This window comes from Streptococcus infantis, from assembly GCF_019929665.1.
Taxonomy (GTDB): domain Bacteria; phylum Bacillota; class Bacilli; order Lactobacillales; family Streptococcaceae; genus Streptococcus; species Streptococcus infantis_H.
Genome location: NZ_JAHZPZ010000001.1, coordinates 63,334 through 85,773, shown reverse-complemented (window position 1 = coordinate 85,773; position 22,440 = coordinate 63,334). Strand labels below are relative to the sequence as shown.

Sequence of the window (22,440 nt, the reverse complement as noted above, 5' to 3'; positions counted from 1 at the left end):
GAAAACGCTCACTTCCTTCTATTTCAAAGCACTTTTAACCTTTTTCTTAGTGATGATGCGGTCGTTTTTGTTGGCTAGGGATTTGAGTCTGGCTTCAAGCAGGATTTTTCGGCCTGCTTCGTTGCGGGTGTAGACGAGTTGGTAGTTGCCTATGTGCGGTGCGACGGCATTTTGGAAGAGCTGGGCATCTTCCTTGCGTTTTTCAAAGAGGCTAGGCACTACAAAATACTTGGACTGACCTGCTGGTGCTTTTTGAGCGACTAAGAGGTAGCGTTGATTGTCCACTGGGGCAAAGAATTCTCCTAAGACCTTGGAAAAAAGTTCCTTGTCTCGCATACTGCCACCTTTTAGATAGGCAAAGACGTTAAAGCTTTCCTTGTCCTCATCGACCTGCACGCGCGACTGATCATCAGACAAATGCCCTGCAGTCACCATAACCTTACGAATAGCTTCACCAATCTGGCGCAAGCGTTTATAAGGACTCTTGTAGCTGTAATAGCGAAAGGCTGTGATAGCTAGGAAGAGGACACAAAGAGCTGTCAACCATGGCAAGGCAAATAAGGTTAGTCTAAAGACATAGGTTAGGAGACTAATGGCAAATACCATCAGAGCATAGCGAAGCCACTTTTCAGCATCTGCTAGGGCAAGCAGAGGGATTCGTTTGCTGTCTGTCGCCACTTCATTGACAATCTCAATCTTGTCAGCAACGATGAGAGATTCCTGCCATTTTTTACGAAGGGAAGCGCGATCCTTGGATAGTTCCATGATCTTCGCGTTATAGTCCTCGAGTTTCTTTTTCTTAAATGGGAACTCAGGAAAGTTCAAGCGATCCAGACCTGTTTCGATGGTATCTTCCTTATAGGACAAGCCAAGGAAATGGTCCATCCGACGGGCAAGGGTTTGCAGGTCCTGATATGGATTGAGGTCTTGTTCTTCTTGATTTTCATTTGAAAAGGCTGGATTTTTGTATGGTTTGATGGCTACTAGGTGCCAGATATTGCTGGTCTTATCTGGATGTCCTGGCCAGATACGGATAGCACGGCCCCGCATCTGATTACTCAGCATAAAGCTTCCGACAAAACTTCCTAGGATGAGAGAGTTGACGCAAGGCGCATCCCATCCTTCTCCCAAGAGTGACTTGGTTCCGACCAAGACCTGGATAGAACCACGTTGGAAGAGCTCGGTCACTGCTGCGACCATCCCCTTAAAGCTGGATGGGAAGCCTACTTGGAGATAAGAACCTTGGTCGAGTTTTCCGATGGCAGAGAAGCTTAAGCTAGTATTTGGGATGAGTGCTTCGAGTTCTGCCTTGACACTGGCAGGTATGATCACGACACTACCAGAAAGGACTGCTATGGGGACAGACAAGCCTTGCTTTTGTGCACTTCTGCGAATAGTTTCAAAATAAGGGAGGACACCTAATTGCGTGATTGGGGCTTGGTCATCTCCCAGATAACTGGCAAAGTCCTTACGGATATAGTCCGCCAAGACCAACTGCCTCAAGTCCTTTCCTAGACTGGCATACTCGGTTTCAAAAATAGATGCGATGCCAGCCAATTTTCCTAGAGATTGGTTGAGGATTTGGTCATTGGCCTTGGATTTGACCAAGAAAACCTGACGTTTTTCGATTAGCCCTCTTGATTTCAGTTCTGCTTCTATCTTTTTCTTTGTCTCCTGCGGATCCTCATACCAGTCAGGAGTCTGATAGAGAAGGCCTTGCAAGAGAACTTCTAGCCAGTAGTAATTAAGAGAAGGCAAGCCTTCAGCACCTAGTAAATCTCGTAGATACTTGGGGATTTCCAGCTTTTGAGCCTGTAGATAAATGAGGAGTGCTGAGAGGTACTTGGGATCCTCAAGGAGCATATCCGCAGAGATTTCCCCTTTGAGAACTTTGGAACTCCGAATCAAGTCTTGGAAGTCAGGATCAACGACTAGTTGGCTGACATACTGCCACTTGGTATCCTCAAACTCTTCCAAGCGCTTGTCCTCTTCCTTAGTCGGAAAACAGATATAGACAAAGTCCTGATGAGGGCAAAGAGTGTCTTCCTTGACCAGTTCCGGCACCGTGATTTCTTGGTCAATCTCGCCACACATCTGGAGATAGCGATCCCAGAGTTCTGGTTCACTGTCATAAGGCGGTGTCGCAGTGAGAGAGATGACTTGCAGTTGCGGATAGTTTTTACGGAAGTCTTCTAAGCTTTTCCACCATTCATTTCTCAAGTGATGGCATTCGTCCAGACAGAGGGTTTCCACACCCCTATCCTTGAGTCTGGCAAGTAGGTCAAAGCCTACAAAGTCCTCAACCTCGCCGTTATCTTCTTGAGATTGTACCTGTTGCATAGCACTGTGAAAAGCTTGGTAGGTGGCGATGGTGATTTGCTTCATGTCCTTGAGATTTTGAGACACGAGACTTGTGACCTGGTTCTCATCCTCTAAAAAGGCTTGGCGAATCCTATCCACCCATTGTTCCCGGATGGTCACCGTCGGTACCAAAACGAGGGCAGGCCTATCAAAGCGAGCAATCAACTCGATTCCTATGGTTGTTTTCCCTGAACCTGGCGCTGCAACCAAGTGGACATGACCATCTGCTTGGTATTCTTGGAAATTGTCCAATACCTGTTTTTGGTAGTTGCGCCAAGTGCCATTAAACTTCAATCCTAACATGATTTTCCTCATTCTAAGCTGTCATTTTCTTATTCCCATTTTACCATACTTGAGGCAAAGTCACACGAAGTATCCCATGTAGTCTTTCTCTCTAAAATATGGTATAGTAGAATCATACTATTCGCGAGGAGTTTACATGTCATCCGATAAACAAATGAAAGCTGTCTCTCCCCTGCTGCAGCAAGTTATCAATATTTCATCTATAGCAGGCGGTGTCGGTACTTTGATTTTCTGTATCTGGGCCTATCAGGCGGGAATCTTGCAATCAAAAGAGACCCTATCTGAATTTATCCAACAGGCTGGTATCTGGGGGCCACCACTCTTTATCTTTTTACAGATTTTGCAGACGGTTGTTCCTATCATTCCAGGAGCTCTAACCTCCGTTGCAGGTGTCTTTATCTACGGGCATATCATCGGGACCATTTACAACTATATCGGTATTGTCATTGGTTGTGCTATTATCTTTTATCTGGTGCGTCTCTACGGAGCACCCTTTGTCCAATCCATGGTCAGCAAGCGCACCTATGACAAGTATATCGGTTGGCTGGATGAGGGCAATCGCTTTGATCGATTCTTTATCTTTATGATGATTTGGCCAGTTAGTCCAGCTGATTTTCTCTGCATGTTGGCTGCTTTGACCAAGATGAGCTTCAAGCGGTATATGACCATTATCATCCTGACCAAACCCTTTACCCTGGTCGTTTACACTTATGGCTTGACCTATATCATCGATTACTTTTGGCAGATGTTTGGCTAATACACAAAAAACTCAAGGATTCATCCTTGAGTTTTTCTTTGTTAGGCTTCTTTTTTCAATAAAAGGGAAACAAGCACTGATGTAGCAATCATCCATGCTCCTAGAATGATGAAGGTCATTCGACCATCTGTAGTCACCAAGCCAATCCCTGAAAGAACGAAGGGTGTTAATGATGCTCCAAAAGAACATCCCAAAACAGCATAGGAAGTTGCTTTGTTGAGGAGTTTTGCAGGAATTCGTTCAGATATCAACTGAAAGACTGTCGTCAGAGCGATACTGTAGGCAAATCCTCCCAGGATAGAACCTGCAACCACCACCCAGAGTGATGGGGAAAGAGCAATGATGATTTGCCCGATACCAAAAGTGACACCAGCGACCAATAGAAGTCTTTCCTTGAAGGTCGAAATCAAGAAAGAAAAGCTGATTCCAGCTAGAATCCCAATCAACTGCATGGCACTAAGTACCAAACTGGACAACTGAGCATCTCCAAACCCTGCCTCAATCATAAGACTAGGGATGCGGAAGGTGATAGCAGTATTGGTACATACAATCACTGCGGCTGCAATAGCAAGGAAGAAAATCAATTGGAGCATGGAACGAGTCAGTTTCGTTGCTTCTTCTGTCTGATGCTTGGACTCGTGAATTTCTTCCTTGTTGTAAGGGACAAAGAGAAGGAAGAGTACGAGAACTACTAGACCAGCTGCATAGGCTAGGAAGGTTGCTGTCCAGCCAAAGGCTAAGAGCTGACCAACTGCCAAAGTCAAGATGGATGCTCCTACGACTTCGGCAGACCCACGAAAACCAAGCATTTGGATACGAGTTTTGCCGTGGTAACGTTCACTGATGATTGAAATAGCCTTGGCATTGAGCATTCCTACTCCAAGCCCAAATAGCAAGCGTGTCGCAAAGACAAAGTAATAGCCCTGATACCAGAAAGGTGCAGTTCCACTGATGGATAAAATCAAGAGTCCCAAGGTCAACTGGAGACGTTCAGGAAAAATACGCTCTAGAACTCCGTTTAATAAAAGCATGGCCATAATCCCAAAGGATGGGAGGCTGACCAAGAGTTCGACCTGACCAGTCGAATAGCCCTGATAATAGTCAAACATGGCGGGTAGGGCACTAGAAATTGAAAACGATGTGATCAATACTAACGATAGGGATAGTATGCTCACTTTTTCCAAAAATTGTTTCATCTTTTCCTCATTCATTGTTCATTTTTCATATTAGTAAAAAGGTCCTTCCCTATCATACACTCTTTAGCCAAAATTGGCAAGCGACTGAGCACCAAGACCAAAAGAAAAAGCGGGGCATCAAGAGCTGTGAAGTCTTGATGACATCCCACTTTTTTATGTGTTTTATCCAGTTATGTGACTTAGATTTTCAAGAATCGACGCATTGAGATTCCTGAACCTAGTGAACCGATACAGATTCCGATGAGGAACAAGAGACCAATCATCAATGGAATAAAGGTATTCGGTGTAATCAAAGATAGGTTTTGACCAACCAAGGATGGGTTGACAGATTGGAACACTCGGTTATAGATAAAGTAAACCAATGCTGATGGAAGAGCTGCTCCCAACAATCCGATAAAGGCACCTTCTAGCAAGAATGGGCCACGGATATAACCGTTTTTTGCACCAACCAAACGCATGATTTGGATTTCACGGCTACGTGAAATGATAGTAATACGGATGGTATTTGAAATCAAGAAGACTGCGATGAAGATCAAGAGTCCTGCGATGACCAATCCCCATACACGGATGAAGGAAGCCAACTTGAAGAGACGTTCGGTATTGGCACCACCGTCTTGAACTTCAGAGACACCTTCGATTTTCTTAGCTTCTTCAGCTACAGGTTTTACATCACTTGGTGAATTGGTATCTACGATGTAGGCATCATGAAGAGGGTTTGCATCTCCTTCAAATACCTTCCACTCATCACCCATCGTTTCAGTCAGCTTTTGGTACTGCTCTTCTTTACTTGAGAAAGTTACATTTTTTACAGCTGGCAGAGCTTTAAGGGCGTTATAGACCTTGTGGTAGTCATTGTTCGTGACTGTTTGGCCTTCTTTTACAATGGTTTCACTGTTGTCTTCAACGTCTTTACGAACATAAACCATGACGCGGACGTTGTTTTCAATATCAGTTGCTAATTTCGCAGTGTTAAAAATAACTGAAGCAAAGATAGCAACCAAGGTCAAGGTAATCATTACTGAACTGATGGCAGCAATGGTCATCCATCCATTACGCTTTAAACTCTTTAAAGCTTCGAACAGATGGCGGAAAAATCTACTAATCATCGTATCCGTACTCTCCTTTCGCTTCATCACGTACCACGCGACCATTCTCGATGGCAATAACGCGGTGGCGCAAGGTATTTACGATTTGGCTGTTGTGGGTCGCCATCAAAACAGTTGTTCCTTGAAGATTGATACGTTCCAAGAGGTTCATGATTTCCCATGAGTTATCTGGGTCCAAGTTTCCTGTTGGTTCGTCGGCAATCAAAACCTTAGGATTGTTTACGATAGCACGCGCAATGGCGATACGTTGTTGCTCACCACCTGAAAGTTCATTCGGGAATGAACGAACCTTGTGCTTCAAACCGACAAGGTCCAAGACTTCCATAACACGTTTTTTGATGTTGCGACGACTTTCACCAACAACCTCCATGGCGTAAGCAATGTTCTCATAAACGGTTTTCTTTGGCAAAAGTTTGTAATCCTGAAAGACTACTCCAACGTTTCTACGCAAGAACGGAATATCTTTCTTTTTAATCTTAACGAGGTTATAACCTGCAACTTGCAAGCTTCCTTTGTCGATTTTGACCTCACGATACAAGGCACGGATAAAAGTTGATTTACCAGCACCTGAAGGTCCTACGATGTAGGCAAATTCTCCTGCATCGATATTTACAGTGATGCCACGTAGGGCTGTTGTCCCGTTGTCGTATTTTTTGACAACATCTCTCATTTCAATGATTGACATGTGACTTCCTTTCTTTTAACTGATACGCCATTTCAGATAAGCATCGATGAAACCATCTAGGTCTCCATCCATTACCTTATCTACTTGCGCTACTTCAAAGTTGGTACGATGGTCTTTTACCATTGTATAAGGCGTAAATACATAGGAGCGGATTTGGCTTCCCCATGTAATTTCCTTTTTCTCACCCTTGAGCGAGTCTACCTCAGCAGCTTTCTTTTCCTGCTCCATCTGGTAGAGTTTTGCCTGAAGCATCTTCATAGCACGGTCACGGTTTCCGTACTGAGTACGGTCGACGGTTGATGCTACGACGATTCCTGTCGGAATGTGAGTCAAGCGGACACCTGTTGAAACCTTGTTGACGTTTTGTCCACCTGCTCCACCTGAACGGAAGGTATCCATCTTGATATCATCCTCACGGATGTCAACTTCGATGGTATCATCCAACTCTGGCATAACTTCTACAGAAGTAAATGAGGTGTGGCGACGTTTAGCAGAGTCAAATGGTGAAATACGGACCAAACGGTGAACTCCCATCTCTGACTTGAGAAGACCATAGGCATTTGGTCCTTCAAAAGACAAGGTTACTGACTTGATTCCTGCCTCATCACCTGCTTGGTAGTCCAAGACCTCAACCTTGAAGCCTTTGGCATTTCCATAGCGAGTATACATACGAAGGAGCATATCGCCCCAGTCTTGAGCCTCTGTCCCCCCAGAACCAGGATGGATTTCAAGGATGGCGTTGTTGTGATCGTAAGGCTCTGACAAGAGAAGGGTCATTTCGTAGCTAGTCATCATCTGATCTAACTCATCGAGTTTTTCAACCAACTCATCCTTAACGGATTCATCCTCTGCCAAAAAGTCCAATAAAATCTCAACTTCATCCTGCAACTCATCCATCTTGTGGAAGGTATTATAGGTATTTTTGAGTTCGTTTAATTCTTGCGACGTTTTTTGGGCCGCAATATTATCGTTCCAAAAATCAGGTTCTGTCATTTTGTTTTCCAAAATGGCAATCTCTTCCTCTAAACCTTCGAGGTCAAAGAGACCCCCTGAAAGAAGCTAATTTTTCACGATTTGCGTCAATTTTTTGACGAATTTCTGAAATGTCCATAGATACTCCTTTTTTTGCATTTTATTATTATACCATAATTTTTTTTATTTATCTAATCGGTGTTTTTCTAATTTAGTATCAATATATTTCTGCAAGACATCTACTCGCCTGATTTCTAGCAAAATTTTAAAAATCTCACAAGAAATTTCTCATGAGATTGTGATTGTTTATGCTTATTTTTACAGTGTAACTGTCAAAACTTGTCCGTCCTTGACGACTTGTTCCCCTCCGATATAGACATCATTAACATCACTGGATTTGACGGCATAAACGAGGTGAGATAGCATGTTTTCTTGGGGTTGGAGATGGATTTTGCCTTGGGGCTGAATAACGAGAAAATCAGCTTGCTTGCCAACTTCTAGACTACCAATCTCATCTTCCATTCCTAACACCTTGGCTCCTTCAATGGTCAGGGCCTTGAGGGCAGTTTCGATTGGAAATTGGCTAGCATCACCACTCTTCATTTTCTGTAAGAGTGCTGCAGTCCGCCCTTCCTCAAACATATCCAGGTTATTGTTAGAAGCAACTGAGTCCGTCGCAATACCAACTGCTACTCCTGCCTTTTGAAGTTGGACGACTGGTGCAATTCCTGAGGCTAGTTTGAGGTTGCTGATAGGATTGTGAGCGATAGCGACTTGCGAATCTGCCAAGCGGGTAATTTCTGCAACATGGATATGAAGAGGAATGTTTTCTTCTTTTGCTAGCTCAAGACTTGCCTCCAACAAATCTCGACTACAACTGTAGGGCGAATGAGGAGCCACCATCACCTTGAAATTTGGGTCTTGATATCCTCTGATTGTCTCGATAACCGCTCGAGTTCTGGCTATAGTTTCAGCCGTCGTCTCCACATCTGAAGAAAAGAGGGTTGGAGAAAAATAGCACCGCATCTTGGACTCCTTGACTGCCTCATAAATCTCAGCTATATCCACTCCATTAGGATTGTACATATCATTGAAAGTTGTCGTTCCTGACTGGAGCATCTCTGTTAGTGCCTCTTTGACGGCCTTTGTAGTCATCTCTGGTGTGAATTCTGCTTCTGCTGGCCAGATATAGTCCTCTAGCCATTCGTGGAGATTGCTATCATCACGAATGCCTCTCAAGCCTGTCATGGCAGAGTGAGTATGGCAGTTAACCAAGCCAGGCATAATCCAGGCACCATGATAGTCTATGATTTGATCTGCTTGTTTAAGAATCTCTTGATTTTCCTGACCGACATAGACGATTTGGGATTCTTTGACAGCCAAAATCCCATCTAGATAGACGTGGAAATCTTGGTCACAAGTCACGATATTTACATGCTGAAAGACTTTCATCCCTAGGCTCCTTTTCTATATAAGTATTCATACGGGATAATTTTTCTAGCTATTGTAACAAAAAAGTCACCCGAAGGCAACTTTTCTTATTGTTTATGGGGTTTAAAGTAAGAAAGTAAGTATTTCATAAGCCCCTTCTATTTCCAAAATGAAGAAGGTGGAAAAACCACCATCTTTTTTTATTTGTTCAAATATGGAAGTAGGTAGCCATAACCAGACTCTTCCATTTCATCCTTAGCAATGAATCGTAAGGATGCAGAATTGATACAGTAACGGAGACCACCTAGTTCACGAGGGCCGTCTGTAAAGACATGTCCCAAGTGAGCATTCCCTGAACGTGAACGAACTTCGATACGCTCCATACCGTGACTCAAGTCCTGGTAATAATGAATAAGTTCCTTGGAAATAGGACGGATAAAACTTGGCCAACCACAGCCTGAGGCAAACTTATCCTTGGCAAAGAAGAGAGGCTCACCAGTCGTGATATCGACATAAATTCCTTCCTCAAAAGTTTGGTCATAAGCATTGCTAAAGGGAGCTTCCGTCGCTGCCTCTTGCGTTACTCTATAGGACTCTTCAGACAGTTGTTCTCGTAAAACTGCCTGACTCGGTTTTTCATAGTTAGCGGCATCTATCAGTGGTTTCTCAGCATCTCTCACATCAATGTGGCAATAGCCTCCAGGATTTTTCTTGAGGTAGTCTTGGTGATAGTCTTCAGCCAAGATATAGTGGCGAAGCTTCTCCACTTCCACTGCAATTTTACGACCGATGAGTAGTTCTTGTTCGCGAACTACTGTATTGATAGTCGGTAAATCCTCTTCATCTTTGTAATAAATCCCTGTGCGGTATTGACGACCACGGTCATTCCCTTGTTGGTTGACAGATAGTGGATCAATGACACGGAAATAATAGAGCAAGATCTCACGAAACGATACCACCTTTTCATCGTAGACGACTTGCACTGTCTCTGCGTGATCTGTTTCTTTGATTAATTGATAATTGGTAGTTTCAACTTGACCATTGGCATAACCAACACTTGTTTGCAGCACTCCAGAAATACGTGAAAAGTATTCTTCCAAGCCCCAAAAACAACCACCTGCTAAATATATTTCTGCCATTTCATCCTCCTTGACCGTCCAGCGGCCGACAAAACTGGGAATCATTTCATATCCCATGTTTCATTTTCAAAAAAAGGACAGGAAGCCCTCTAATAGAGAGTTTCCCAATCCTATTGTTCTGTTTATTTTGCTTCGACGCGAACGCCTTGTGTATCTACTTGCAAATCATGAAGCTTGCCTTTGAAAGGTTGCTTTTCAAGCTCAGCCTTAATCTTAGGCATCTTGTCAGGATCAGCCAAGACCATAACAGTCGGACCAGCACCAGACAGATAGGTCGCATAAGCACCATTTCTCTTGGCAACTTTCTTGATCGTCGCAAATTCTCTCACCAGTTCTTGACGGTAACGCTCATGGAAGAGATCGTTCTCGATGGCTTGGCCTGCTTTGACCATGTCTCCAGTCAGTAGGGCTGCGATAGCCACATTGGCGATAGAACTTGCCGCAACAGCTTCCTTGTAGGAGAGTTTCTTAGGCAAGACACCACGACTATCTCGAGTACGCAATTCATAGTTTGGAATATAAGCTAGAAAAGCACACTCTGGGAAAGGCGCCACAACAGCAGAAACCTGACCTTCTACCGAACTAGCAATGACGAGATTTCCATAGATAGCAGGTGCAACATTATCAGGGTGTCCCTCAATCTTAGTCGCCAACTGTAATTTTTCATGTTTGCTTAGCTTCAAGTTTCCTAGTTGATTTGCCAGCTCAATCCCTGCAACGATGACTGAACTAGAAGAACCTAGTCCACGTGCAAGCGGAATATCACTGACCATTTTCAGACGTCTTGGTTGTAAATCTGGAACAATTTGTAGAGCAATCTTCAGCAAAAGATTACGTTCATCACGTGGAATCCATTTGCCTAATTGGTGCTCAATCATCCATTCTTCACGTTCCTCACAAACCTGAATTTCTAGATACTTAGTTACAGCTACACCAACAGAGTCAAAACCTGGACCCACATTAGCACTTGTAGCAGGTACAATAATCTTCATCTTAGTCTCCTAAAACCTTGAAGGTGTTGAGAAGTTCAAATTCAGCTACACCTTTCAAAGCGTATGTAATATTTTCAAGTTGCGCCTTGTTGATTTTATGAGTGATGATGACAACACGAGCCTTGCCTTCTTGCTTACCATCTTGAAGGATTTGCTTGAAGGAAATATCTTCTGCGTTAAAGAGTTCAGCCAATTTCAAGACTTGCCCTTTTGAGTCTGGAGCCAAGATTGAGAAATAGTAGTTGGCTTTGACGTCTTCTGGTTTAGCCAAGACCACTGGACGGCTGTATTCATTAAAGGCTTTTCCAATTGTTCCGTCATTCAAACGACGAACGATGCGGGCAATATCAGCCACAACACTTGTTGCAGTTGGTTTTTGACCAGCACCTGGTCCATAGTACATAGACTCGCCAATACCGATAGACTCCACAAAGACAGCATTCATAACACCGTTAACACTTGCAAGTGGGTGAGCTTTAGGAAGGAAGGTTGGCGTAACCTCAGCAGCGATTCCAGAAGCTGTTTCTTCGATAGAACCAACTAGTTTTACAACATAACCAAGTTCTTGAGCTACTGCCACATCTTCTGGAGTGATGTTGCGAATTCCTTGGTGACCCACATCTTCAAACTTGACATTCATCCCAAAAGCGAACTGACTGAGGATGACCATCTTGTAGGCCGCATCAATCCCATCAACGTCATTGGTAGGGTCGCTTTCAGCAAAGCCGAGTCGTTGGGCTTCTGCCAAAGCATCTTCATAAGACCAGCCTTCTGTAACCATTTTGGTCATCATGAAGTTAGATGTTCCGTTCACAACACCAAGAACACGTGTGATTTTGTCTGATGCAAGTGAGTTGACCAAGGTACGAAGGATTGGGATTCCTCCTGCAACAGCTGCTTCATAGTATAGGGCAACATTGTGAGCTTTGGCTACCTCAAGCAATTCTTCACCATGGACTGCCAAAAGATCCTTGTTAGCTGTCACGACGTGTTTCCCTGCTTCTAAAGCACGAGTGATAAAGGTTTTAGCAGGTTCGATACGTCCCATCAACTCGACAATGATCGTAATGTCTTTGTCTGACAAAATTTCATCGATATTTGTTACAAAATTAAAATCATTTCCTGCTTCAAGCAAGCGGTCTTTCTCTTGATCGTCTTTGACCAAAACTTTAGCTACTTCAATTTCTGACTGGGCTGCTTGAACAATTTTTTCTCTATTTTCCTTTAGCAAGAATGGCACACCACTGGCTACTGTACCAAATCCAAGTAAAGCAATCTTAACTGACATGTTTGTCTCCTCGAAATTTTCTAATAGTCCTATTATACCAAAATTGTGAGAAAATTCCTACCATTCTAAACTAAAAATAGGAGCACCAAATCACAAAAAAAGGGCTGGGACAAAAGTCCTAGCCTCTCATTTGTCTATGGATTGTCGAGCAAGACGCAGTGGTTGAGTGGGCTCCACTACGCTGATTTCATCAGCTTTTACAGCCCTACTCAACTGTGCGGAGGTGGGACGACGAAATCGAATTCTAACGAATTACCGATTTCTGTCCCACTCTCTCTATTTTACAAAAGCCAATTCCTTGTCACTAGACAAGTCTTCTCGATAATTGAAACCCGCAAAGTTAAGCTTTTTAATCTCTTCAACCGAAGTTACCTGACCTTCCATCAAGGCTGTCAAAAAGGCTCCTCGGGATTTTTTTGAAATGATTGAATGGATTTTTAGTTTACCATCTCGCTCTTCCATAAACTTAAAGGTCACCATTTTCTCACGGATTTCTTTAGGGAAGACAGTTTCAAACTCCGAAGACAAGAGAGAAAAGATTAACTCCTGGTCTTTCATTGACTCCTCATAGGCCACCTTCCAATGACTTTTCAAGCTTTTTCCAGCGACTTTGAGTTTCATCAAAAAGTCCAGTCTGTGAGGCGCAATCGGTTCAAAGGCTGGAATCACACCATAGAGAGCTGACGTTATCATGAGGTGTTTCTCCAGATAGGTTTGCTCCTCTTTGGTGAGATCGTCCCGTTTGATGTTGCGATACATGAGTCCATCAAAGAGGTGCAAGGCTGGATAGTTTGTCGCAGTTTCATTTTTCAAGGCCTGGATATGGTCATACTCCTCTTGCGCTTTTTCGGCAGATATTTTGTAAAAACTCTCCAGCTCTTGGGCAGAATATCTAGCCAATTCATCCAGCACTTCCTGACTTTCAGGACACAAGGGTTTAGCCTCTAAACTAGGGATTTCGGTGTTCATTTCTTTTGCGGTTGGGATTAGAATTTTCATAGTGTTAGTGTAGCATATTTTTTTAGGACTACCAAGGATTTGAGCCTAAAAACCTCGGTGAATACCGAGGCTTCTTTCCTTATTTTGGCGATCCTAACCAGATTGCAAAGAGAACTAGTGCTGTCCCAAGGCAGCTTGCCAAGATAGATGACAGATTAAACTTTTTCTCCTTTAGATGAGAAAATCCTATCTTCAAAGCGAAAAGACCAAGCAACATCGAACCAATCATCAGATAAAACCCCATTTGACTGTCCTCCATTTATTATTCTTTCATTTATTATCACAAATTTCAAACAAGAGTGCAAGAAAAACGAGGTTGTTTCCTTAAGCTTAAAGGATGTACCCTGATCTGGGATACAAGGCCTATATGATAATCCCTTCCAAATGATCCAATTCGTGTTGACAAATCTGAGCCGGAAAACCTGTCAGGGTAATGGTCTGCTCTTGCCAATGGATATCTCTGTAGCTTACTGTAATCTTCTCATACCTAGTTGTCGGTCTTACACCCGTCAAAGACAAACAACCTTCCTCTGTCTCGTATGATCCTTCAAAAGATTGGAGAACTGGATTAAACATAACCATGGGAATCATTCCGATATTAAAAATAATGACGCGTTTTTGTACCCCAATCATATTGGCCGCTAGTCCAACACAGCTTTCTCGGTTAGCCAATAGGGTATCCTGCAAATCCTTTGCTAGGGGTAAATCTTCCTGACTAGCAGGCTGAGATACCTGCGACAAAAACAAGATATCTTTTACAATTTTCTTTTCCAACTACTATTCCTCCATCTTTTTCTCAACTTGATTATAGCATAAAATCTATCTCTGTTTACCATATATAAAAGCAAAAAGCCATCCGAAGATGACTTTTCAATGCTTAAATAGCGTTTTTATCTTTTCCAAGTGCTCGTTGAACTGCTTTGACAATTTCAACAAGGACTACAATCATAAGTGCTCCTACAGCGACCACCATCCATTGAGTCAAGCTCAAGTTTGAAACGTGGAAGAGATTATTAAATCCAGGAACCAAAATTGTCACCACAAAGAGGACGAAGGCAACTGGGATAGACCAGTTAAAGGTCTTGTTCGTAAAGAGTCCCACTTTAAAGATTGATTGGTAAACTGACTTAACGTTAAAGGCATGGAGCAATTGGATCAGACCGAGAGTTGCAAAAGCCATGGTAAGGGCATCCGCATGGATTTCAGTATGACCTTGGTGCTCTGGGAAGAGAAGAGCCCAACCATAAACACCCAAAACTAGCATGGTTTGGAAGATCCCTTGATAAATGATTGCTCCGAAGACACCACCATCAAAGAAGTTAGACTTACGCCCACGAGGTTTGTGAGTCATGACGCCTGGCTCAGCTGGTTCCACACCAAGGGCGATGGCTGGTAGCGTATCTGTTACCAGGTTAATCCAGAGAAGATGCACTGGTTGAAGCACATCCCAACCTAACAATGTTGCAAAGAAGATGGTGAAAACTTCAGCCATATTAGCAGACAAGAGGTATTGGATTGATTTTTGGATATTTGAGAAGACCTTACGTCCTTCTTCTACCGCTACGATAATGGTTGCAAAGTTATCATCAGCAAGGACCATATCAGAAGCTCCTTTAGAAACTTCTGTACCTGTAATTCCCATACCGATACCAATATCAGCTGTCTTAAGTGAAGGCGCATCGTTGACCCCATCACCCGTCATAGCGACAACCTTACCTTCATTTTGCCAAGCTTTAACGATACGAACCTTGTGCTCAGGTGATACACGTGCATAAACAGAGTATTGCTTAAAGACTTTTTGGAATTCTTCATCAGTGAGTTCATTCAACTCAGCACCAGTGAAGACATGGTCTTCTGTGTCATTTGGATCGATGATTCCGAGACGTTTGGCAATAGCTTCCGCTGTATCTTGGTGGTCACCAGTGATCATAATCGGACGGATACCTGCTTCTTTAGCGACACGTACAGCTTCTGCAGCTTCTGGACGTTCAGGGTCAATCATTCCGACCAAACCAGAGAAGATGAGGTCAGACTCAACGATTTCAGATTCCAAGGTTGGGATTTCGTTGCTTGTCTTATAAGCCATCATCAAAACACGAAGGGCTTGTTTAGCCAAATCTTTGTTGGTTGCAAGGATGGCATTTTTATCCTCTTCTGTGATTGGGCGAACTTCCCCATTGACTTCAATACGAGTCACACGCTTGAGCAATTGATCAGGTGCACCCTTGACAGCGATAAAGTAAGAACCGTCAGATCCCTTATGGATAGTCGACATAAGCTTACGGTCTGAGTCAAATGGTAATTCAGCAACACGTGGCTCATCCTTCAAGACTTCACGAACATCAAAGTTGTGGTCCAAACCAAACTGTACAAGAGCTGTCTCCGTTGGATCACCAATCAGCTTGCCAGATGGGTCCACCTTGGTGTCATTGGCAAAGTTCATGATACGTAGGGTATTGTTGCTAGCAGCAATTTCAGATGCCGAGCTTTGCAATTGACCGTTGGTATAAACCTTTTCAACAGTCATTTGGTTCATAGTCAAGGTACCTGTTTTATCAGATGCAATGATTTCTGTTGAACCGAGAGTCTCAACCGCTGGCAATTTACGGACGATTGAATTCCGTTTTGCAAGGGTTGTAGTTCCCAATGATAGAACGATGGTTACAATGGCAGGGAGACCTTCTGGAATCGCAGCAACCGCAAGAGCAACCGCCACCATCAAGCCTTCCAACGGATGTTCACCACGAACGAATACACCAACCAAGAAAGTAATAACGGCAATCACAATAATCAAGTAAGTCAAGGCCTTAGATAATTGTTCCAAGCTTTGCTTCAATGGTGTCTCTGTCTCGTCAGCATTAGCCAACATATCTGCAATCTTACCAACTTCTGTATACATACCAGTGTTGGTCACGACACCAATACCACGACCGTATGTTACGTTTGAGTTTTGGTAACCCATGTTAACACGATCTCCGATACCAGCATCTGCTTCTACCATTTGAGTAATATCCTTTTCAACCGGTACAGACTCACCAGTAAGAGCAGCTTCTTCGATTTTAAGAGACGCCGCTTCAAGCAAACGCATATCGGCAGGCACCACATCTCCCGCTTCAAGCAAGACGATATCTCCAGGCACCAATTCTTTTGAGTCAATTTCAATAACATGACCATCACGACGAACCCGAGCCATCGGGCTAGACATATTTTTCAGAGCTTCAATGGCTGCTTCTGCTTGCCCTTCTTGGTAAACCCCAAAGGCAGCATTCAAGACAACAACGGCCAAGATGATAATGGCATCTGTTAAACCATCCATCCCTTCTGTAACCACAGAAAGTGCCGCTGCCGCGAGCAAGATGATAATCATCAAATCCTTAAATTGATCAAGGAATTTAGCTAATAGGCTACGTTTCTCTCCCTCTTCTAACTCATTTCGACCATAAGTCGCTAAGCGTTCTTGAGCTTGGGCAGTTGACAAACCTTCGATCGATGAGTCCAAGTTCTTTAGGACTTCTTCTGAGGTTTGTGTGTAAAACAAGTCTTTATTTTGTTCTTTTGACAAAACAGTCTCCTCCTTTTTGGCCTCTTTTTACAAAAAAGAGACCTGTTTTTTAAAAAAACAAGTCTCGCTGTTTAATATAGTGCCGGAAATAATTCGTAATGACGACACTATCGCGGTAAACCGCCAGCTACTCCCTTGAGTAGTTCTATTATATCAGAATTTCAAAAGTTTTCAAAGAACAAACCATCATTTTCATCCTGCAATTCCTCAGAATTTTTTAAAAACAATAAAGGTAATAGTAACGGAATAATCATCATATAAGCATAAGAATATCTAAAATAATTTACAACTGGTGAATAAATGCATGTTAAAATAATAGATAAAACAAAAAATACTATTGGCAAAAGTCTTCTATCTCGTTTTAAGATAGCTAGCATTAGTATCAGTAGTAATACGATTGTGTATAAACCTGCTCTATAAAACATACCAAAAACTGCCAGTTTACCAAAGTTCCAATGTACTTCATAAGCATTGTCATAGAATTTACTATTTGTACTATCTGATAGTGGCAAAGAAAATCCTTTATCATATATAGTTTTATCCCCAAACCAGTTGTACTTTCCTTTGTACATATTATGGTAGTAATTCGATATATAGGCTCTGTCTGGTGTATCATATATATACCAATAGGAAACTGATAAGTTTAATATTGCATCAATATATGTTTTAGGATGAGTTTTATAGCCTTTCCACCAGATTTTAAAGAACTCCTTTTCTTTTCCCTGAAATTGTTCGTTTTTCATCAAATCTTTTATAGGATCAGCTTCATAATACAAAAAATTTTTATTGTTCTCCAATCCTAGGGTTGAATCATAAAATTCCAATTCGTCTTTAGTAAAACTATCAGGATGATAGTAAACCGCTGCTGCTAATTGCTGAAACCGTGATGATAAGTAGTCGTACTTCTTCTTTGATGCTTCTGGTCTTAATGCGAATGTTCCCAATGCATTGAATAGCAAAGTTACCAAAATTGAAATAATTACATATTTTGCAATTTGTTTCTTATACAATTTACTATATAAAAAAAGTACAATAACACCTACTAATACGTAAATAACTGCTTTTCTATGTAACATATAAACCCCTAAAAAGGATAATACAAATAAGGGTAAACTATAAATACTGGAGAAAAAGCGACCAGGCAAATAGATTATAAAAACCATTGATATGAAAAACAGGAGCAAAAAATCAACTAAATAAACATCTTTATATAAAGTAAAACTTATTACAATAAAATTAGAGAAAAAAGCATAAAAAATAAATAATCCAATTTTTAAATACTTATTGATATTGAAGATTTCGAAAAATTTATAAAGAACAAAAACTACAATAATAGATGTCACAACTAATGTGAGAAAGTTAAAGATTGAAATTCCTATTCCTACGCTTCCAAATAGCTTAATACCTAATTTTGAAAATAAACTTACGATCCATGTATATATATATGGGTGTGAGTTCGTTAATGGCCAGTATCCTAACCCTTCCTTAATAATATACATACTATCCCAAGTCGTAGAGCCTGGAAAAAAAATAAAGAAAAATAGTACACGTATCGCTACAAATGGTAAAAACATTAACAGATATCGTTTTTTTCTAAAACCTGTCTGCTTCATATTAGTTGAATTTAATTCTTGGTGATGAAACCAATTCACTAATATCTTTAATAAGGTATTAATTGCAAAAAACGAAATTCCCACTAATATCAAAAAAGCTACAATCGAAAATTTATTTACTGCCCCTCTTAACGTAGATTGCGTGTATGTAACATCGCTCCCAACGATATGAAGAATCGAGAGGAACAATCCAAATACACTCACTATTCTATTTTCTCTTGTTTTTAATTTTGGTATCTTTATTTTTGAGAAAAAATATAATGAAAATATAAATATTGTTACAGAAATTGTTGCATCTGTTTGAAATAACTCCAAAAACGTTTTTAAGCTAGTAATGGGGATAGTTCTATTAAAAGTTAACATTAGAGTTAAGCAATATGCATTGATTAGACTTAAAAACAAATCACTATGATTCTTGAATATTTTTAACACTATTTAAACACCCATCTTCTCTGAATTTGATAACTAGCAAGGAACAAAATTGTATCAACTACTATTTTTATGGCAGTTTCAGATCCTGATAACATATTCCAAATAGCTGCCACCATTGCTGCGGATAACAACATTTGAAAAGCAGCCAAACTATAATATTTCATAATCGTTCTCTGAATTCTTTTTTCACCATTAAAGACAAAGTTCTTATTCATTGTAAAATTAAAATAAGATGATATTACTCTTGCCAAAATAGTCGATAGTAAGATTAATAATGCTCCTCTATGAATTCCTACAGCTAAAGAACTCCAAAGGAAGAACTGAAATAATCCAATATCTAAAAGAAATGAAGAAAGAGAAGATAATAAATACTTAAAAAATGAAGCAAAGATTACTTTGTAAATTCTCAAAGAATCTTTAATAGGATTAAAATGAGTTTCTGCATTACCGTCAAAATAAATTGTTTCAATCGTTATTTCTTGTATCGGAATAGCTTTATCAAACGTATGAATGAGCATTTTAGTTTCATATTCAAAGCGTTCACCTTGAATTTCCAACATTTCATTTATGATCGCTTTGGGAAAGCCTCGTAATCCTGTTTGAGTATCTGTTATTTTTCTCCCATAGAGCAGTTTAAATACTAATTTAGTAAGTTTATTCCCAAATTTACTTTTTGGTGGAACATTTTCAGAATCAAAATCCCGACAACCTAGAATTAAAGAATCAGGATAATTAGAAATCGTATCTACCATAGATAAGACATCCTCAACTCTATGTTGACCATCTGAATCTGCAGTAACAATTCCATTAAACTCTTCTACATCTGGCATGGTCAGGAAATAGTTAAAGGCATTTTTTAGTGCGCGACCTTTACCTAAATTTTTTGCATGAGTTAATATCCTACAATTTTGTTCATCTCTTAACTGTTCAAAAATATATTTAAACTCTCTCCTACTTCCATCATCTACTATTAAAATGTTTTCTAATCCTGCTTCTCTCAGTTTAACTATATAATTACACAAGTCTGAAGGTGGATTGAGTGCTGGTATAACAACTAATGTTTTCATGGAATCTCCTTTATTACCTACTAATATCCCCTAATAAAAAGCACAAACTTCCGAATAACATTTTATCATTTTTCTTAATAAAAAAAAAGCATTTTCTGATTTGTATCCCCTCTATAACAACCCCTCCATTTGAATTTTCCTTGGAAAACCAGTATAATGAAAGAATACTAAAATGCTAGAAGGGGAGTTAGATGAATCAATCGGTTTCAAACTTAAAATTAGCTGAGCGTGGTGCCATTATCAGCATCTTGACCTATCTATTCTTGTCTGCAGCTAAGCTAGCGACCGGACACCTCCTCCATTCATCCAGTTTGGTGGCAGATGGTTTTAACAACGTTTCAGATATCGTTGGAAATGTAGCCCTTCTCATCGGGATTCGTTTGGCTCGCCAACCGGCAGATAGAGATCATCGCTTCGGCCACTGGAAAATAGAGGATTTGGCAAGTCTCATCACTTCCATCATCATGTTTTACGTTGGCTTTGATGTTCTACGTGACACCATTCAAAAGATACTCAGCCGAGAACAAACGGTCATTGACCCACTTGGTGCGACTCTGGGAGTCATCTCTGCTATCATCATGTTTGCCGTTTATCTCTACAATACCCATCTGAGTAAGCAAGCTAAATCAAAGGCTCTCAAGGCAGCCGCTAAGGATAATTTATCAGATGCCGTGACATCTCTTGGAACTTCTATTGCTATCCTGGCTAGCAGCTTCAACTATCCAATCGTGGATAAGTTAGTCGCGATTATCATTACCTTCTTTATCCTTAAAACAGCTTATGACATCTTTATCGAGTCATCCTTCAGCCTTTCTGATGGTTTTGACGAACACTTGCTAGAAGATTATCAAAAAGCTATCATGGAAATTCCTAAGATTAGCAAGGTTAAATCACAACGCGGTCGTACCTACGGAAGCAATATTTATCTGGATATCACACTTGAGATGAACCCAGACCTGTCTGTTTTTGAAAGTCACGAAATTGCAGACCAAGTCGAATCCATGTTATCAGAACGATTTGGTGTCTTTGATACAGACATTCATATCGAACCAGCACCAATCCCTGAGGATGAAATCCTAGATAATGTATATAAAAAATTGCTCATGAGAGAGCAACTGATTGACCAAGGAAATCAACTGGAGGAATTACTTGCAGAAGATTTCATTTATATCCGCCAGGACGGACAAGAACTGGACAAGGGTGCCTATAAGGCTGAAAAAGAACTAACCTCTGCTATCAAGGAGCTTCATTTAACTTCTATCAGTCAAAAGACTAAACTCATCCGCTACCAAGTCGGTGATACCATTCATACCAGCATCTGGCGTCGCCACGAAACTTGGCAAAATATTTTCCATCAGGAAACGAAAATAGAAAAAGAGAGTGGGACAGAAATCGGTAATTCGTTAGAATTCGATTTCGTCGTCCCACCTCCGCACAGTTGAGTAGGGCTGTAAAAGTAGATGAAATCAGCGTAGTAGAGCCCACTCAACCACTGCGTCTTGCTCGACAATCCAACATCAAAAAGAGGCTAGGACTTTTTGTCCCAGCCTCTAATTTTATATTCTTATTTTGCAACGCTCTTAGCAAGAACGAAGTTTCCTAGTGTAGCTGAACCATTGCCAGCAACAGCTGGAGTCACGATATAGTCACGTACATCTGGAACTGGGAGGTAGCCATTGAGTAGGGCTGTGAATTTCTCACGTACACGGTCAAGCATATGTTGTTGAGCCATAACCCCACCACCAAAGACGATGACATCTGGACGGAAAGTTACAGTCGCATTCACTGCGGCTTGAGCAATGTAATAGGCTTGAACATCCCAAACAGAGTTGTTGAGTTCAATGTTTTCCCCACGAACACCTGTACGAGCTTCCAAACTTGGACCAGCCGCATAACCTTCCAAACATCCATTATGGAAAGGACAAACACCTTTAAATTCTTTTTCAATATCCATTGGGTGTCTAGCCACATAATAATGGCCCATCTCAGGGTGACCAACACCGCCAATAAACTCGCCACGTTGGATAACACCTGCACCGATACCTGTACCGATTGTGTAATAAATCAAGTTTTCGATACGACCGCCGGCATTATTACGAGCAACCACTTCACCGTAGGCAGAACTGTTTACGTCTGTCGTGAAATACATAGGCACGTTTAGAGCGCGACGAAGAGCACCAAGCAAGTCTACATTTGCCCAGTTAGGTTTTGGAGTTGTTGTGATAAATCCGTAAGTTTTTGAGTTTTTATCGATATCGATTGGACCAAATGAACCAATGGCAAGTCCTGCAAGATTCTCAAATTTTGAGAAGAACTCAATGGTTTTATCGATTGTTTCAATAGGTGTTGTTGTAGGAAATTGTACCTTTTCTACAACGTTATAGTTTTCATCTCCGACAGCACAGACAAATTTTGTACCGCCCGCTTCCAAACTTCCGTATAGTTTTGTCATGATAAACCTCTTGTATTTATTTTCTCTATTATAGCATATTTCCAGACTGAAACTTGCTCAATATTTTAGATTTTCCTCTGTAAAT

Annotated in this window: 18 protein-coding genes; 2 read left to right on the top strand and 16 right to left on the bottom strand. The window is 41.2% G+C overall.

The features are described 5' to 3' along the window. Positions 1–18: 18 nt before the first annotated feature. Complete coding sequence (locus K1I61_RS00430; RefSeq protein ID WP_223332619.1) at positions 19–2,664, bottom strand: DEAD/DEAH box helicase family protein; 2,646 nt, start codon at positions 2,662–2,664, stop codon at positions 19–21. A 136-nt stretch (positions 2,665–2,800) separates the two neighbouring features. Between K1I61_RS00430 and K1I61_RS00425 the strand changes: the two genes are divergently transcribed. Beyond that, the gene (locus tag K1I61_RS00425) at positions 2,801–3,421 is read left to right on the top strand and encodes a TVP38/TMEM64 family protein (RefSeq protein ID WP_223332618.1); all 621 of its coding nucleotides are present in this window, start codon (positions 2,801–2,803) and stop codon (positions 3,419–3,421) included. A gap of 41 nt (positions 3,422–3,462) precedes the next feature. Here K1I61_RS00425 and K1I61_RS00420 read toward each other — a convergent pair whose 3' ends face one another. The 14 genes from K1I61_RS00420 to K1I61_RS00350 form a co-directional block, all read right to left on the bottom strand. Next, positions 3,463–4,617, bottom strand: a complete 1,155-nt coding sequence (locus K1I61_RS00420; RefSeq protein ID WP_223332617.1) for an MFS transporter — start codon at positions 4,615–4,617, stop codon at positions 3,463–3,465. 179 nt (positions 4,618–4,796) lie between these two features. Continuing rightward, positions 4,797–5,723: a permease-like cell division protein FtsX gene (gene ftsX / locus K1I61_RS00415; RefSeq protein WP_223332616.1), complete on the bottom strand. Its 927-nt coding sequence runs from the start codon at positions 5,721–5,723 to the stop codon at positions 4,797–4,799. After that, positions 5,716–6,408 carry a cell division ATP-binding protein FtsE gene (gene ftsE, locus K1I61_RS00410; protein ID WP_004251332.1) on the bottom strand — a complete coding sequence of 231 codons (693 nt, stop codon included), beginning with the start codon at positions 6,406–6,408 and terminating at the stop codon, positions 5,716–5,718. Before ftsE ends, ftsX begins: the two co-directional genes overlap by 8 nt. Positions 6,409–6,423: 15 nt before the next feature. After that, positions 6,424–7,519, bottom strand: a protein-coding gene (prfB, locus tag K1I61_RS00405; protein ID WP_100249482.1) for a peptide chain release factor 2 whose coding sequence is annotated in 2 segments (ribosomal slippage) — positions 6,424–7,446 and positions 7,448–7,519 — 1,095 coding nt in all. Because the reading frame shifts where the segments join, the coding sequence is not laid out codon by codon here. Positions 7,520–7,698: 179 nt separating this feature from the next. Further along, positions 7,699–8,832 carry an amidohydrolase family protein gene (locus tag K1I61_RS00400; RefSeq protein WP_223332614.1) on the bottom strand — a complete coding sequence of 378 codons (1,134 nt, stop codon included), beginning with the start codon at positions 8,830–8,832 and terminating at the stop codon, positions 7,699–7,701. 179 nt (positions 8,833–9,011) lie between these two features. Continuing rightward, a complete protein-coding gene (gene msrB / locus K1I61_RS00395) occupies positions 9,012–9,950 on the bottom strand; it encodes a peptide-methionine (R)-S-oxide reductase MsrB (RefSeq protein WP_223332613.1) in 939 nt (312 codons plus the stop codon). 122 nt (positions 9,951–10,072) lie between these two features. After that, positions 10,073–10,942 (bottom strand): homoserine kinase, encoded by an 870-nt coding sequence (gene thrB / locus K1I61_RS00390; RefSeq protein ID WP_223332612.1) that lies wholly within the window; start codon positions 10,940–10,942, stop codon positions 10,073–10,075. A 1-nt stretch (position 10,943) separates the two neighbouring features. Next, on the bottom strand, positions 10,944–12,230 hold the full coding sequence (locus K1I61_RS00385; RefSeq protein ID WP_223332611.1) for a homoserine dehydrogenase: 1,287 nt from the start codon (positions 12,228–12,230) through the stop codon (positions 10,944–10,946). Between the two features lie 276 nt (positions 12,231–12,506). After that, positions 12,507–13,229 carry a peroxide stress protein YaaA gene (gene yaaA / locus K1I61_RS00375; RefSeq protein WP_223332610.1) on the bottom strand — a complete coding sequence of 241 codons (723 nt, stop codon included), beginning with the start codon at positions 13,227–13,229 and terminating at the stop codon, positions 12,507–12,509. Positions 13,230–13,308: 79 nt separating this feature from the next. Further along, entirely contained in the window at positions 13,309–13,473 is a 165-nt protein-coding gene (locus K1I61_RS00370) for a DUF3953 domain-containing protein (RefSeq protein ID WP_223333174.1), read from the bottom strand. Between the two features lie 119 nt (positions 13,474–13,592). Further along, positions 13,593–14,003, bottom strand: coding sequence for a peptide deformylase (locus tag K1I61_RS00365; protein WP_006148926.1), 411 nt, complete (start codon positions 14,001–14,003; stop codon positions 13,593–13,595). 103 nt (positions 14,004–14,106) lie between these two features. Then, a complete protein-coding gene (locus K1I61_RS00360) occupies positions 14,107–16,791 on the bottom strand; it encodes a cation-translocating P-type ATPase (protein WP_223332609.1) in 2,685 nt (894 codons plus the stop codon). 161 nt (positions 16,792–16,952) lie between these two features. Then, positions 16,953–18,767 (bottom strand): DUF6020 family protein, encoded by a 1,815-nt coding sequence (locus tag K1I61_RS00355; RefSeq protein ID WP_223332607.1) that lies wholly within the window; start codon positions 18,765–18,767, stop codon positions 16,953–16,955. Between the two features lie 68 nt (positions 18,768–18,835). Next, entirely contained in the window at positions 18,836–19,903 is a 1,068-nt protein-coding gene (locus K1I61_RS00350) for a glycosyltransferase (RefSeq protein WP_223332605.1), read from the bottom strand. A 191-nt stretch (positions 19,904–20,094) separates the two neighbouring features. Here K1I61_RS00350 and K1I61_RS00345 point away from each other — a divergent pair, with 191 nt between their 5' ends. Next, positions 20,095–21,345: a cation diffusion facilitator family transporter gene (locus K1I61_RS00345; protein WP_223332602.1), complete on the top strand. Its 1,251-nt coding sequence runs from the start codon at positions 20,095–20,097 to the stop codon at positions 21,343–21,345. Positions 21,346–21,467: 122 nt separating this feature from the next. On the opposite strand, the gene scrK is transcribed toward K1I61_RS00345, so the two are convergent. After that, on the bottom strand, positions 21,468–22,355 hold the full coding sequence (gene scrK / locus K1I61_RS00340; protein WP_223332600.1) for a fructokinase ScrK: 888 nt from the start codon (positions 22,353–22,355) through the stop codon (positions 21,468–21,470). Positions 22,356–22,440: the final 85 nt, after the last annotated feature.